This window comes from Pantoea dispersa, assembly GCF_019890955.1.
GTDB lineage: Bacteria > Pseudomonadota > Gammaproteobacteria > Enterobacterales > Enterobacteriaceae > Pantoea > Pantoea dispersa.
The window spans coordinates 247169-262300 of record NZ_CP082347.1; the positions used below are offsets into that span (position 1 = coordinate 247169).

Annotated in this window: 9 protein-coding genes; 4 read left to right on the forward strand and 5 right to left on the reverse strand. The window is 58.4% G+C overall.

Going from position 1 to position 15132, the window contains the following annotated elements:
* Window positions 1–44 precede the first annotated feature (44 nt).
* Entirely contained in the window at window positions 45–386 is a 342-nt protein-coding gene (locus K7H94_RS19875) for a gamma-glutamylcyclotransferase family protein (RefSeq protein ID WP_150059055.1), read from the reverse strand.
* Window positions 387–600: 214 nt separating this feature from the next.
* Between K7H94_RS19875 and K7H94_RS19880 the strand changes: the two genes are divergently transcribed.
* A complete protein-coding gene (locus K7H94_RS19880) occupies window positions 601–1620 on the forward strand; it encodes an MBL fold metallo-hydrolase (RefSeq protein WP_222952335.1) in 1020 nt (339 codons plus the stop codon).
* Window positions 1621–1662: 42 nt separating this feature from the next.
* Here the strand turns inward: K7H94_RS19880 and K7H94_RS19885 are convergent, their stop codons facing one another.
* Window positions 1663–2199, reverse strand: coding sequence for an RNA polymerase sigma factor (locus K7H94_RS19885; protein ID WP_222952336.1), 537 nt, complete (start codon window positions 2197–2199; stop codon window positions 1663–1665).
* A gap of 5 nt (window positions 2200–2204) precedes the next feature.
* Window positions 2205–2651, reverse strand: coding sequence for a hypothetical protein (locus K7H94_RS19890; protein ID WP_215800963.1), 447 nt, complete (start codon window positions 2649–2651; stop codon window positions 2205–2207).
* 173 nt (window positions 2652–2824) lie between these two features.
* Here K7H94_RS19890 and K7H94_RS19895 point away from each other — a divergent pair, with 173 nt between their 5' ends.
* Window positions 2825–3409 carry a TetR/AcrR family transcriptional regulator gene (locus K7H94_RS19895; protein WP_150059051.1) on the forward strand — a complete coding sequence of 195 codons (585 nt, stop codon included), beginning with the start codon at window positions 2825–2827 and terminating at the stop codon, window positions 3407–3409.
* A gap of 10 nt (window positions 3410–3419) precedes the next feature.
* On the opposite strand, the gene K7H94_RS19900 is transcribed toward K7H94_RS19895, so the two are convergent.
* Both K7H94_RS19900 and K7H94_RS19905 read right to left on the reverse strand, forming a co-directional pair.
* Window positions 3420–6926, reverse strand: a complete 3507-nt coding sequence (locus K7H94_RS19900) for a response regulator (protein ID WP_222952337.1) — start codon at window positions 6924–6926, stop codon at window positions 3420–3422.
* On the reverse strand, window positions 6926–7549 hold the full coding sequence (locus K7H94_RS19905) for a response regulator (protein WP_058758781.1): 624 nt from the start codon (window positions 7547–7549) through the stop codon (window positions 6926–6928). Before K7H94_RS19905 ends, K7H94_RS19900 begins: the two co-directional genes overlap by 1 nt.
* Window positions 7550–8368: 819 nt before the next feature.
* Between K7H94_RS19905 and K7H94_RS19910 the strand changes: the two genes are divergently transcribed.
* Together K7H94_RS19910 and K7H94_RS19915 are read left to right on the forward strand one after the other, a co-directional pair.
* Complete coding sequence (locus K7H94_RS19910; protein WP_222952338.1) at window positions 8369–11677, forward strand: autotransporter outer membrane beta-barrel domain-containing protein; 3309 nt, start codon at window positions 8369–8371, stop codon at window positions 11675–11677.
* A 290-nt stretch (window positions 11678–11967) separates the two neighbouring features.
* Window positions 11968–15033, forward strand: coding sequence for an autotransporter outer membrane beta-barrel domain-containing protein (locus K7H94_RS19915; protein WP_222952339.1), 3066 nt, complete (start codon window positions 11968–11970; stop codon window positions 15031–15033).
* Window positions 15034–15132: the final 99 nt, after the last annotated feature.

Consider the following 15132-nt stretch of genomic DNA (forward strand, 5'->3'; position numbering starts at 1 on the left):
TCTCCTCACAGTCCAGTGAGGATCAGTGTAGGCAAGGTGCGAGGTTAGCGCGCGGTGTCCTGCTGTGGCTGCAGCTGATAAATCCACGCCGTCCGCTGCTGGCCGTCGGACGTAGTGACCTCGACCGGCACCCGCTCGTAACCATCCTCAAACTCATCCAGCATCGGCCAGTGCAGCGCCAGCCGATCCGAGATGAACAGATAACCCGGCACGCGCGCGCCGTGCTCATCAAGTACGATGCCGGGAAAATCGGCGGCCGCGCCCCAGCCGTTGGCATAGTAAGTGCCGGCGACCGTCCCTGCCAGCCACTCACCGCCGATGTTTTCCAGGATATGCGCATTGCACTGGCCCGGCTGCAGCGTGCCGTAAACGAAAAGCGTGTTCATTTTCCCTCGTAAAATCATGCAAAAGCGTTACTTTACCTGCCTGCTGCCGCCCTGTCATCCGCCAGGGAAAGGCCACACCGGCAGCGAAATTCTGCGTTACCGGTTGTGCGATGGCTCGTAATGTGAGGACGCGCGCGGCATAAAACGGTTAACGTAGCCGCAGATGTTTACCGCTGCTGCCAGCCAGCTTTCTCATTTTCGAGGTATCCGCGCTATGTTGAAGGGTTCCAGCCTCTGCCGGGGGGCAATCAGGGAGTATCCGCACTCCGCCCAGTTTGATGGCAAAAAGTTTCGCAATGTCCAGCCGCGTCAGTCGCTGAGCTTTGGCGACTACCGCAAAATGCTGTGGGATTTCCTGTTCAATAAACCCAAAGATACCCAGCCGCCGGCCGCGCTGCCGTTGCAGCCCATCACGGCCGCCGCGCTGGCACAGGCCGCGCCCACCAGCGTCTTTCGCCTCGGCCACTCTTCGCTATTGCTGAAGCTCAATGGCCAGTTCTGGCTGACCGATCCGGTGTTCGCCGAGCGCGCGTCGCCCTTTAAGCGACTGGGACCAAAGCGCTTTCAGCCAGCGCCAATTGCCGTGGCCGATCTGCCGCCGATCGAAGGCATTATTTTGTCGCACGACCATTATGATCATCTCGATTACCACACCATCATGCAGCTGAAAGATCGGGTAAAGTACTTCCTCACGCCGCTCGGTGTCGGTGATTTGCTGATTAAGTGGGGCGTTGCGCCGGAGAAAGTCATCCAGCTTGACTGGTGGCAGTCGCGGGATATGGGCGGCATCCATTTTGTCGCGACGCCGTCGCAGCACTTTTCCGGACGCGGCCTGTTCGACAGCAACAAACGGTTGTGGTGTTCGTGGACGCTGATTTCTGACCAGTTCCGCCTGTTTTTTGGCGGTGACTCCGGTTACTTCGACGGTTTCAAAGCGATTGGCCGGAAATACGGCCCGTTTGATGCGGCGTTTCTGGAAAATGGCGCTTACGATGCGCGCTGGGCCGACATTCATATGCTGCCGCAGGACACGTTGCGCGCGTTTCAGGACCTCAACGCGCGCTGGCTGTTTCCGATTCACAACGCGGCTTTTGATTTAGCTTTTCACCGCTGGGACGATCCATTTACCCAAATCGTCCAGCTGGCGGCAGAGCATCAGGTTGCACTGTGTCTGCCGATGCTGGGCGAGGGCATTGATCTGTTACAGCCGCAGCCCACCGCGGCCTGGTGGTAAAGCACGCAACCCGATGGCCGTTTGGCTATCGGGTCGCGCTGGTCAGGCCGTGAGTTCGTCGTACAGGTTGCGCAGCCGGGTGCGCAGAAACAGAACCGCTTTATGTTTGCGCGACAGCAGCGCCTGCACGCTGTCGCCGCTTTCGGCGGCAAGATCCTGATAGCTGAAGCCGAGCAGCTCGGTCTTTTCAAATACCTCGCGCTGCGCAGCAGGCAGTTCCGCGAGCGCATCGTCCAGCTCTTCCCACAGCAGCGTTTTCAGATACTCATCCTCCGGCGTCTGCGCCACGCCAAACAGCGTTTCAGCAATTTCATCTTCGGGAAAATCCTCGTCTCCGGCGGCGTTGAACAGCGAGAGTTCGCGTTTTTTTCGCGATCGATCGGTGATCTCGTTGCGCGCGGCGCGAAACAGCCAGGCGCTGACGTTCTCCACCGGCTGTTCCACCTGCAGCAGTTTCCAGCTGATCTCCTGCAGGATATCTTCGGCCTCATCGTGCCGCTCGCTGCGGCCGCGAATAAAGGCGCTGAGCTTAGTGCGGCAGGCGGCGAGGGCCGCCAGCAGCCGCGAATCCTGCGGCATGCTGTTTACTCTGCATCCGGGGATTTGGCGGGCGCATCGTCCGCGGGCGGGCGCGGATCGTCACGCTGGCTGCGGCGATCGTGCCAGTCACAGCGTCCGCCATGATGACCACGACCGCCAAACCGCTCGCGCCGCTGCTGCATAAAGGCTTCGCGCTGCTCCGGGGTCATCTGCATCCAGCGTTCATGCATGCGGCGACGCGCCATGCCAAACATACCGGGATGGAAGCCCAGCCCGCCGAACAGGATGCGACACAGCACCAGTAGTCCCAGCGCCTGCCAGAAGCCAATACTTTTTACGCCGGTCAGTTCCGGCAGCAGCGCATTCCACAGCGACATTACCAGCAGGCCAAGGGCAGCAAACAGCACCACGCCGAGCAGCAGCGGTTTCGCCATACGGTGATGACCAAAGCGGTGACTACGTGAATGCTGATGCCTGTCAAAATCTCTCATTGGGGTTCCTCATTACAGTGACAGAATAGGTTAGTGATGAGGTAGACGAATCAGCGATGAAAATATTGCTGAAAAAATAAAAAAAGTGCGCGCTGCACGCCAGGCCGCTGGCTTGACTTCTTCCCTGCCTGCCAGTAGGTTGACCGATCTCTGTTGTTCTACCGGATTGCGTTATGACTGCCCGTTCCTCTAAAGCCCGCGAAATCATGGCCTGCACCCGCCAGTTGCTCACCGCCGGCGGCTATAAAAGCTTTAGCTATGCCGATATTGCCGCCCAGGTGGATATCCGCAAGGCCAGCATCCACCACCATTTTCCCGGCAAAGCCGATTTGGTGAAAGCGGTGGTGGAGGAATATCGTGCTGAGGCGCAGGCGGGCATGCAGGCGATGGATGAACAGATCAACGATCCGCTGAACGAAGTGAAAGCCTACGTCGATTACTGGGCGCACTGCATTAAAGAGGGGGCTTCGCCTTTCTGCATCTGCGCGATGCTGGCGGCGGAAATGCCCACGCTGCCGCCGGATGTCGCCACGGAAGTCAGCGGCCACTTCAGCGATCTCTCCGGCTGGTTAGCGCGCCAGCTGAGCAAAGGCGCCGCCAGCGGCGTTTTCCAGCTCAGCGACAGCGCTGAAAACGAAGCCAAAACGCTGATGGCCAGCGTGCACGGTGCGATGCTGGCGGCGCGGGCATTTAATAACGCCGGGATGTTTGAGCAGATTACTCATCCGCTGCTGCATAAGCTGATCAAAAACGCCTGACGGCGTGCAATCAGTGCGCGCCGGCCTGGGCGGATGTGGTTTGCTGACGCAATGAGGCTTCCATCCTGTCCACCAGCGTTAGCGCTTCCCGCAAATGCAGCAGGATAATTTCCCTGTCTTCCTGCATTTCCGCCAGCTCTTCCAGCATTTCGCACTGCTCCGTCAGCTGACGGATGCCGGTGACGCGCAGCGATCCGGTGATGCGATGAAACAGGCTGGCGGCAGCCGCGAGATCGCCGCTTTGCACCACGTCAATTGCCTGCGTCAGATCGGTGCGTGCTTCATTAATCACGATGTCGAGAAAATCCGCGATCGCGCCGGGGCTGTTGGGCATATATTTCTCGATTTCGGCGATATCCACCCAGTCAGAAAAATCATCACTGACCGACAGCGCGCTGGCGCTGTGAATCTGGCTCAGAATGGTGGTTAACTGCGCCAGTTTAACCGGCCGGAACACGCACTCGTTCATGCCCGCTTCGAGGCAGCGCTGACGCTCCGACTGCTGCGCGTTGGCGGTAATGCCGATGATGTAGGTGCTCTTATCTTCCCGGCGGATGTTGCGCGTCATATCCAGACCGTTCATCACCGGCATATTGCAATCGGTAATGATCACATCCGGCTTCTGCTGCCGCCACTGCGCCAGGCCTTCTTCACCGTTGTTCGCTTCGCGGAAACGATGACCTAACAGCGTTAGCTGACGCGAAATCAGCAGGCGGTTGGCCGGATGATCGTCAATGATCAGCACATTCAGCGCGACCTGCGGCGCAGCGGGCAACGGTTCCGCGACCGGAGACGGCAGCGGGGTAGCGATATCACGCACGCTGACCGGCACGGCGACGTTCAATACCGTGCCGACGCCGGGTTCGCTCTCCAGAGAAATGCTGCCGCCCATCAGGCGGGTGATCTCCTGACAGATAAACAGGCCCAGCCCGGTGCCAGCGTTATCCGACAGGCCCGCCTGTTCGAACGGGCGGAACAGCGCATTTTGCGCTGCTTTATCGATGCCGCGTCCGGTATCGGCCACCTGGATCCGCAGCTCGGTATGGCTCTCCAGCGGCGTCAGACCCACCGTAACCTTCACTTCACCCTGATCGGTGAACTTGACGGCGTTACCCACCAGATTAGACAGCACCTGGCGTACGCGGCTGGCATCGCAAAACAGATCGTCATCGCCGACCGGCAGCATCAGGTTCAGGTTGATGCCTTTTTGCCGCGCCAGGCCGTCGAAGGCACAGATCACCGGACGCACCAGCGCATGCAGGCTGACCCACTGCGGCTGCAGCGTCATGCGTCCGGACTCAATCTTCGCCATATCGAGAATGTCGCCGACGATATCCATCAGGCTGACCGCCGCTTCGTGCGCCACGCGAATCAGTTCGGTATCGGCGCGGCCTTCCTGCGTCTGCAGTTCCAGCAGGCCAATCACCGCGCTGAGGGGCGTGCGAATTTCATGGCTCATGGTGGCGAGGAAGTCGCTTTTGCTCTGGCTGGCCAGCTCGGTGGCTTCGCGCGCCAGCGAAAGATCTTCCAGCAATTGCAGGTAGTCGGTGACATCCTGCCAGCCGCAAATCAGCCCGCCGCTGCCGACTTCATCGCCGGTGTACGAAGTCATCCAGTGGCGGATATGGCGCTTCTGCCGCCCGTCATCGATAACAAATTCCGCCTCTTCCGGAATGTCGCCGGGCTGGATGTTTTTGTCGATCTGCTGCCACACGTGATACAGCGGATGGCGACAGTCATACAGCGAATAGCCCAGATGGGTTTGCTCTTCCGGGGTGAAAAACTGGGTAAACGCCGGATTGGTGTGTACGATCATCCCATCCAGCGAGGCCACATAAAATGGCCGCGGCGGACCATTGATCAGGCGATCGCGCAGCTGAATTTCCTGGCGCAGCAGCGCTTTGGTGCGGCGCGTCCGTTTGACCTGCCGCATCAGCAGCACCGCCCAGACAAAGGTGACGGCGATGATAGTGGCTGCGCCCAGCGCGCCGACATAAAACTCTTTACGGTACAGCTTCCAGGTGTCGAAATGCGCGGCGGGCGTGGCCTGCCAGTGGGTTAATACATCGGTCATCATGCCGGCCGGAATGGCGGCCAGCGCTTTGTTCATGATGTCCTGCAGTTCCGGCTCGCTGCGGCTGACGCCAAAGGCGATAGCCGCTTCCTGCGCCGGTTTCAGCTCAGTTAAGCGCAGTTTGCCGGGATACAGACCTTCAGAGAGATAGCGCGCACCCACCAGCGTATTAATGGTGGCGTCGGTTTGCCCATCCGCCACCCACTGCATCGCCAGGCTGGGATTGCCAACATAATCGACTGACACATCAGGATATTTTTTCAGAAACCAGTGGGAGGCATCCTGCTCGCGCACCAGCGCGGCGCGCTTTGGCGGCGCATCCTGCGCGGCCGTGTTGGTCACCAGCACTTCCGGCGTGAACATAAACGGTGTGGTCATCAAAAAGTCACGGCTGCGCTGCTGGCTCCAGATCAGCGGTGCGGCAATCGTGACATCGCCGCGTTTCATCCGCGCGGTCAGATCACGACTGTCGCTGATCTCAATAAAGTTGAAGCTCAGCCCGGTGCGCATTTCAATCAGGTTGAGCAACTCCGGCACGATGCCGGTGATTTCGCCCTGCGCGTTTTTGATAAAGAACGGTGCCACCAGGTCCGTGACCGCCATGTTGATTTGGCTGTGCGTCTGCAGCCAGGCCTGCTCGGTGGGCGTCAGCGCCAGGGGCGTGGTGACAAAGCGCGTGATGTTGGCGATATCCCAGCGTGCGGCAATGATCTCACCGGCCGCATGGCGCTGCAGGGCGTCAAACGCAATGCGCATCGCCCGCGCCAGCACGTGTTCTTTACTGTTGACCACAAAGCGATACGGCGAACTGAGATCGGGCAGAATGTGATCGATGGTTAGCGTATTCAGATAGTTGCGTTCAATCAGGTAATAGGCTTCCACCGCCGGCACATCGGCATAGGGCAGGGTGCCCATCGCGACCTGCGGCAGCTGGCTGTAGGGAGAGGTTATCGCCGGACCGGGTAAAAACTCCTGACCGGCCAGCGGGTTACTGCTGTTGCGCACCACCCGAACAGGGCTGGCTTTCAGCGCGGTTACGCTGATAGTGTCGTTAACATGCGCCGGCACCGCCTCACCGGCCGGCACAAATATCATATCCAGCTCTTCGCGCGCCAGCGCGGCAAAGGCTTCGGGCGCGGTGTCATAATGTTTGACGCGAAAACTGATACCCAGGCTGTGCAGCGCAGCGTAAGCCGCATCGGGGATGTAACCAAACACTCTTCCTTCAGGATTGGTGCGCAGCATCGGTGGCCGATCCGGCCCATAGATGCCAATCACGCTGTCGCGCTTTTGCCCCAGCCAGTGCCAGTCGCTGTCATTGAGCATCGGCGCGGGCAGCGCCGGCAAATCGTTGGGCTGATAATTAAGCTGCTGCACCGCCGCGCGCAGTGGGGCGACCAGCAGCAGCGCGCAGCACAGCGCGCACAGGAAAAAAAGTCGCATCAGTTAATCTGGTTCCGGCGGGTGAAATCGAGTAAATCCTTTTGATTTTTCAGCGATAACTTTTCCATCAGTCTGGCTTTATAGGTGCTGACCGTTTTATTGCTGAGCTTCATGCGGTTGGCAATTTTGACAATCTCGGTGCCTTCACCGAGGTAACGCAGCACTTCATATTCGCGATGCGACAGCAGCAGCAGTTTGTCGCTGTCCTGCACCAGCTGATCGCCCTCTGCCTGGTGACTCAGGCGCAGCGGGAAAAAACCATAGCCGGACAGTACCGCGTCGACGGCGTGGGTCAGATCATTGAGGTTGTTTTTTTTACTGATAAAGCCATTGGCACCGGCTTTTTTACTCTCGTAAGCGTAAAATTCCGCGTTTTTTCCGCTCATCACGATCACCGGGATCAATGATCCGGCGGTGCGAAGGTTCTTAACCGCTTCAATACCGCCAATGCCGGGCAGATCAATATCAATAATTGCCGCATCGGCACCTTTCTCTTTGACCAGGCTAAATATATTGTCGCCGTCGCCAGCCTCTGCTGAAACACGATGTCCGGCATTTTCCAGCACCAGCCGTATCGCCACGCGCACAATAGGATGATCATCCACAATAACAAAGTTAGCCATACGTACTGCCTTTCTCTTAATTAATCTGAGCACGCTCATTCAAAAGCACACTTATATAACGGCATCTTAATCAACTCAAGACCATTCTGTTTGCAGGCATTTATTTTTAAATGTAGTCCATAACTTACAGTTGATTTCTGATTGTCTTATTTACAACGTTTCAATCTGTACTGCGACTTTTCTGCATAGCACAAAGATTATTCACCAAAGATAAACGACGCCAGTTACCCGAACTTAAGCGCGAAAGATTAAATGTTTGTCAATCTGTTCTGGTTTTAGTTGCTAAATATCCTTCTCACATTAATTTATTATAAATCAACAGCCTATGTGGAATTTCTGGTTCGTGATTGTTGTGACTTTGTTAAATGATGTATTAACGGGTAAATGATTTATTTAGAGGTTTAGCTGTTTGTATTGCATTTAAGTTGCGCCACATGCGTATTGAATTCTGATCAATTTAATAAACGTAAAATTAACCGTCCGGCATTCTGCCTTGCGCGGGTGGAATTCGTGCTTATTCTTTCCCGGCCAGATTTGTGCTGATGCATGGTTTTTAACTCATTTAAATTTATCGGTTTAGTAAACTGTAGTCCTTAGCCTACGGCGTAATGTGATTTTTTTATTTATCCCGAAGGGAAAGTTTTGAGACAGGTCTTAGATCAGATAAGACCGGTCTCAACGTTAGAATTCAGCCAAATCCGGTTGCTTTAATCATTTCTCAGCGCGATGCGACAGAAAAATAACCTGTTGCAGTGCGGCTGTTTTACCCGTTAGGTCATTCCGCTGGTGGAGCGACATAACCTGAATCAGGAAAAAAGCATGAACAAAAATTATCGTGTTATCTGGAATTATGCCCAGCAATGTTATGTCGTGGCCTCGGAACTGGCGCGCGGTAAAGTGAAATCATCGCGTTCAGGAAAAACGGCAAATAAAGCCTTATTCATCAGCGGCGCGCTCGGTTCAGTGCTGCTGCTGGCCGCTTCACCGGCGGCGCTGGCGGCAAACGGTGCGACTGCAACCGGCCCGGAAGAAACCCTGAATCTGAGCAACCAGACACTGCAGGCGACGGGCAAAGATCATCGCGGGCTGCTGGTTGAGAACGGCGCAAAGGCCAGCGCCACGGATGTGAAGGTATTGACCGATGGCACTGATGGCTACGGTGTATTCTCCACCCTGGCGTCTTCGGCCATTGAGATGACGCACGGCAGCGTGCAAACCACGGGCGACGGCGGCTACGGCGTGGTCGCCAGCCTGACCGGCACATTGAAACTGGATGGCACCCGCGTGGAAACCACGGGAAAAACTGCCTACGGCGCCTATGCCTCTTCGGCCGGGATCATTAACAGCCTGAAAGCAGATTATGTCACCCACGGCGACGGTGCCTATGGTGTTTACTCTCGTGGCACCGGTTCACTGATCGATATCGCAGGTGGCAGCGTCACCACCAGTGGCACTAAGGCTTATGGTCTGGTGGCGGGTTCCGGCGGCAGTATGACAGCGGATGGCGTAAATGTGGTCACCCATGGCGACCAGTCCTTTGGTGTTTTTGCTAACCTGGCCGGGACAAAAGTTACGCTGGCAGGCGGAGCAGTAACCACCAGCGGCTCCAACGCTTACGGTCTGGCAGCGATTTCCGGTGGCAAAGTCAACGCCGGCGGCGTGCAGGTTGCGACCAGCGGGCAGGATGCCCACGGTCTGTACGTTGGTGGCTCGGGGATGATGACCACCTCAGATGCTCACGTCAGCACTTCTGGCCGGAATGCACACGGCGGCTACGCCAGTGGCGAGGGTTCTGTGCTGAACGTGGACAATAGTACATTTGTAGTCAGCGGCGCAGGCTCCAATGGCCTGAATGCAGACGCAAAGTCGACGCTCAATGCCTCAAATTCTCAGATAGACGTCGCTGGCAGCGGCTCGGGCGTGATCGCCAATGATTCCGGAACGGTGCTCAGTCTCTCTGACAGCCGAATCAACATTGGTCGCAATGGCGGATACGCCGCATTAAGCTATAACAATGCAATCATCAACCTGAAAAACGTCGATATTACCACTGATGCAGACAATGCAGCCCTGTCTTCAGGTTTTTCAGCCAATATCGATGCTGAAAATGTTTTCGTACAGGCGCGCAGTGGCGGTTATGGTCTTGAGGTGCAGGATGGCAGCACATTTACAGGAAATAATATCACCATTGATAAAACGGGGTCTGATGCGGAAGGTTTCAATGCTGCAATTAATGTAGTGGGTTTAGTCAATCCGGATTTACTCACCAGTGTTTACCTGACGGATTCGAACATTACCGTTACCGGCGATAATGCCACCGGCATTGTCTCCAAACAACAGACCACGCTGGCGGATATTAAACTCGCCAACACCCGTATCACCGCCACCGACGGCACCGCCGTTAACGTGCTGACCGGCACCAGCATGAATATCGACGCCGACAACTCGGTGCTGAGCGGCAGCACGCTGCTGAAAACCGGCTACAGCACCACCGCTGGCGCGACCGCGGGCTCGGTGGTACTGAACGGCAGCAACCACTCGCTGTTCATCGGTGACGTGGACATCGACCGCAGCCAGACGCAGGACAGCCAGATCAACCTGAGCGGCAGCTCGGTGTGGACCGGCGCGTCCAGCGGCCTGCAGATGCTGACGCTCAGCGACAACAGCCAGTGGAACATCATGGACAACAGCAGCGTCGACGCGCTGACCGCAAATAACAGCGTGATCAACGTGGCGCACAACACCGCGAACTTTACGGTGCTGACCGTTAACGGCAACTACACGGCAGATAACGCCACGCTGGTGATGAACGCGGCGCTGGGTGGCGACACCTCGGCCACCGACCGGCTGCACGTGCTGGGCGACGTGAATGGTAACACTGAGGTGGCGGTGAACAACGCCGGCGGCAGCGGCGCGCAGACCATTCAGGGGCTGCAGCTGATTCAGGTGGACGGCGCGGTCAACGGCGACTTCCGCAAGAAGGGCCGCATCGTGGCCGGCGCCTACGATTATGACCTGGTAAAAGGCCGCGGGGCCGACGGCCACAACTGGTATCTGGTAAGCGACAAAAACGGCAGCGATACCACTCCGGCTGAACCGAACCCGGTGACCACGCCGGGCGAAGGCGCGGGCGGGGACCTCATCGCGCCGCCGGCGGAGCTGCACAACATGATTGTGCGCCCGGAAGCGGCCAGCTACAGCGCCAACATCGCGGCGGCCAACACGCTGTTCGCCACCAGCATGGACGACCGCCCGGGCGTCACGCAGTACACGGACGCGAACGGCCGGCAGCAGCACACCCGCCTGTGGCTGCGCAACAGCGGCGGCCACAACCACCAGAAAGACAGCAGCGGCCAGCTGAAAACCGACACCAACCGCTACGCGCTGCAGCTGGGCGGCGACCTGGCGACCGGCACGCTGCACGGCACGGACAGCCTGCGCCTCGGCGCGATGGCCGGCTACGGTAACGCGCAGAGCAAATCGCGCTCGGCGGTGAGCGGCTACCAGTCGCGCGGCCAGGTGCACGGTTACAACCTGGGCATTTACGGCACCTGGCAGCAGAACGCGGCCGGGCGCAGCGGCGCGTTTATCGACAGCACGCTGAGCTACAGCTGGTTCGACAACAGCATCAAGGGCGAGGATATCGGCGAGGAGTCCTACAAATCGAAGGGCATCCTGGCGTCGCTGGCCGGCGGCTACAGCGCTGAAGTGGCAAAAATCACCGAATCGACCGGCTTCTGGCTGCGCCCGCAGGCGATGCTGAACTGGCAGGGCGTGAAGGGCGATGACCTCACCGAAGGCAACGGCACCCGCGTGCACGGCACCGGCGAAGATAACCTGCAGAGCCACGCCGGCGTGCGCGCCTCGCTGCGCTCCGCGCTGGACCAGGGCCGCAGCGTTGAGCCGTACGTGGAGGCCAGCTGGGTGCACAACACCCGCACGCTGGGCACCTCAATGAACGGCGTCACCATCCATCAGGCCGGCACGCGCAACGCCGGTGAGCTGAAGCTGGGCGTAGACGCCACGCTGAATGCAAACGTTAACCTGTGGGGCGGCGTGGCGCAGCAGCTGAGCAGCCACAGCTACAGCGACACCAGCGCCATCGCCGGCGTAAAAGTCAGCTTCTGATGACAGACGGCTCCCGCAGCGGGGGCCGTTTTTTTATCCCCGCCATTTACCCTCGCCCTCAGCAGACTTCTTCTGCAGCCAGGTTTTCTCCGCTGCATTGCACGATTTATTGATCCTGAACATAGCGCGACAGCTTGCTTTTTGTAGTCCGGCGACTACAGCCGCCTGCCGGTGCTCTCATGTTCACCCCCTGACGATTTTGGGAAGATTTTTTCATCGGCCACTTCAGGCTGAACGGCAGAAAGAGAGTTAAGCCGCAAGATTTTGATTGAATCCGGGTCAGGAAAATTATGAACAAAAGTTATCGCGTTATCTGGAATTATGCCCTGCAATGTTATGTCGTCACCTCTGAACTGGCGCGCGGCAAAGTTAAATCATCCTGCTCCGGCAAACCGGCGAATAAATCAATACTGGCCGGCGGCGCGCTGGGTTCGGCGCTGCTGCTGGCCGGTTCACCAATGGCGCTGGCCGCCAACGGCGCGACCGTCAACGATCCGGCGCAGCCGGTGGAGCTGAATAAGCAGACACTGCAGGCGACCGGCGACAAATACTACGGGCTGCTGGTGCAGAACGGCGCAAAAGCCACCGCCACCGACGTGACCGTGCTCAACGCGGGCACCAGCGGCTACGGTGTGTTTTCCACCGCCGGCTCTGCCTCTGCGGAGATGACGCGCGGCAGCGTAACCACCAGCGGCGCGGGTGGCTACGGCGTGGTGGCCAGCCTGACCGGCGCGGTGAAAACCAGCGGCACAAAAGTGGAAACCTCCGGCCAGACCGCCCACGGTGCCTACGCCTCTTCTGGCGGTATCATTAACAGTACGGATACCGACTATGTTACCCACGGCGACGGCGCGTACGGCGTTTATTCCTGTGCCACCGGTTCACTGATCGATCTGAGCGGCGGCAGCATCACCACCGACGGCAGCAAAGCCTATGGTCTGTACGCAGGCTCCGGCGGCCAACTCAATGCCAGCGGGGTGCAGGTTATTACCAGCGGGCAAAATGCTCATGGTGCCTACATAACCGGCGAAGACTCTCAGTTAAGAGTGGATGGCAGCACGATTGAGACCCGTGGGCAGGGAGCAAATGGATTAAATGCAGATGGAAAATCAACGCTTGATGCTACTAATACTGCAATCAAAATCACCGGAAGCGGGTCAGGCACCTCAGCTTCAGGCGCAGGGACAGTGCTCAACCTCTCTGACAGCCAAATCGAAATGGGACAGGGTGCAGGAAATGCCGTTCTGAATATATTGAATAGCACAACTAATCTTAAAAATGTTGAGATTCTCACTGACTCCAGCTACTCAGCACTGGCAAGCGCGTTTGGTGGGACGTTAAATAGCGACGATATCAGTGTGAAGGCGCGCAGCGGCGGTTACGGTATTGAAGTTCAGGATGGCAGTACCTTCAGCGGTAAAAATATTACCATTGAAAAAAGCGGTACAGATGCTGAAGGATTTAATGCGGCCATCAACGTGCTGAATTTATATTATCCGGATGCACATAATACGCTTTCCCTGAACGATTCCGCTATTAATGTCTCCGGCGAAAGCGCCACTGGTATTGTCTCCAAACGACAGGCCACGCTGGCGGATATTAAACTGGCGAACACCGCCATCACCGCCACCGAGGGCACCGCCGTTAACGTGCTGACCGGCACCGACATGCACATCGACGCTGATAACTCGCTGCTGAGCGGCAGCACGCTGCTGAAAACCGGCTACAGCACCACCGAAGGCGCGACCGCCGGCTCGGTGGTACTGAACGGCAGCAACCACTCGCTGTTCGAAGGCAACGTGGACATTGACCGCAGCCAGACCACCGACAGCCAGATCAACCTGAGCGGCAGCTCGGCATGGACCGGTGTGTCCAGCGGCCTGAATACGCTGACGCTGAATGACAACAGCCAGTGGAACATCACCGGCGACAGCAGCGTTGATGCGCTGAGCGCCAGCAACAGCACGCTGAACTTTACCCACGACGGCGCCGGCTTCAGCACCCTGACGGTCAACGGCAACTACAGCGGCGACAACAGCACGCTGGTGATGAACGCGGCGCTGGGCGACGACCACTCCGCCAGCGATAAGCTGCACATCCTCGGCGACAGCAGCGGCAGCACCGACGTGGTGGTGAACAACGCCGGCGGCAGCGGCGCGCAGACTATTCAGGGCCTGAACATTATTCAGGTGGACGGTGCCAGCAACGGCGAGTTCCGCCAGAAAGGGCGTATCGTCGCCGGTGCCTATGACTACAACCTGGTGAAGGGCGCGGATCAGCACGGCTGGTATCTGGTGAGCGATAAAAACAGCAGCGAACCCGATCCGGTGGTGACGCCGGGCGAAGGCGAGGGCGGTGAAGTCGTCGAGCCACCGGTGAGCCAGCACAACATGATCGTGCGTCCGGAAGCGGCCAGCTACAGCGCCAACCTCGCGGCGGCCAACACGCTGTTTACCACCAGCATGGACGATCGTCCGGCTGAAACCTTCTACACCGACGCGAACGGCCAGCAGCAGAGCACGCGCCTGTGGCTGCACAACAGCGCCGGCCACAGCCGGGTGAAAGACAGCAGCGGCCAGCTTAAGTCCGACACTAACCGCTACGCCATCCAGCTGGGCGGCGACGTGGCAAGCGGCACGCTGACCGGCAGCGACAGCCTGCGCCTCGGCGCGATGGCCGGCTACGGCAACGCGCAGAGCAAGTCGCGCTCGGCGGTGAGCGGCTACCAGTCGCGTGGTCAGGTGAACGGCTACAGCCTGGGCGTGTACGGCAGCTGGCTGCAGAACGCGGCAGAGCAGAGCGGTGCATTTGTTGACAGCGCGCTGAGCTACGGCTGGTTCAACAACAGCGTGAAGGGCGATGACATCGGCCAGCAGTCGTACAAGTCGAAAGGCATCAGCGCGTCGCTGGCCGGCGGTTACCGCGCAGAAGTGGCGACGCTGAGCGACAGCACCAGCCTGTGGCTGCGCCCGCAGGCGCAGCTGAACTGGCAGGGCGTGAAGGCGGACGACGTGAAAGAGCTGAACGGCAGCCGCGTGCAGGGCACCGGTCAGGACAACCTGCAGAGCCGCCTCGGCGTGCGCACCTCGCTGCGCACGCTGCTGGATCCGCAGTCGCACAGCGCCATCGAGCCGTACGCTGAGGCCAACTGGCTGCACAACAGCAAGGCGTTCGGCACCGCGCTGAACGGCGTCAACATCCAGCAGGCGGGCACGCGCAATGCCGCCGAGGTGAAGCTGGGCTTGGACGCGCGGCTGAACGCGAACGTCAACCTGTGGGGCGGCGTGGCTCAGCAGCTGGGCAACCACAGCTACAGCGACACCAGCGCGGTGGCGGGCGTGAAAGTCAGCTTCTGATGATAAACGGCTCCCGTAGCGGGGGCTTTTTTATTCCTGCCAGCGCTCATTGTCTTTATTTAATCCCTTTCTTATTTATTAACTCTCTCCGCCGCATCA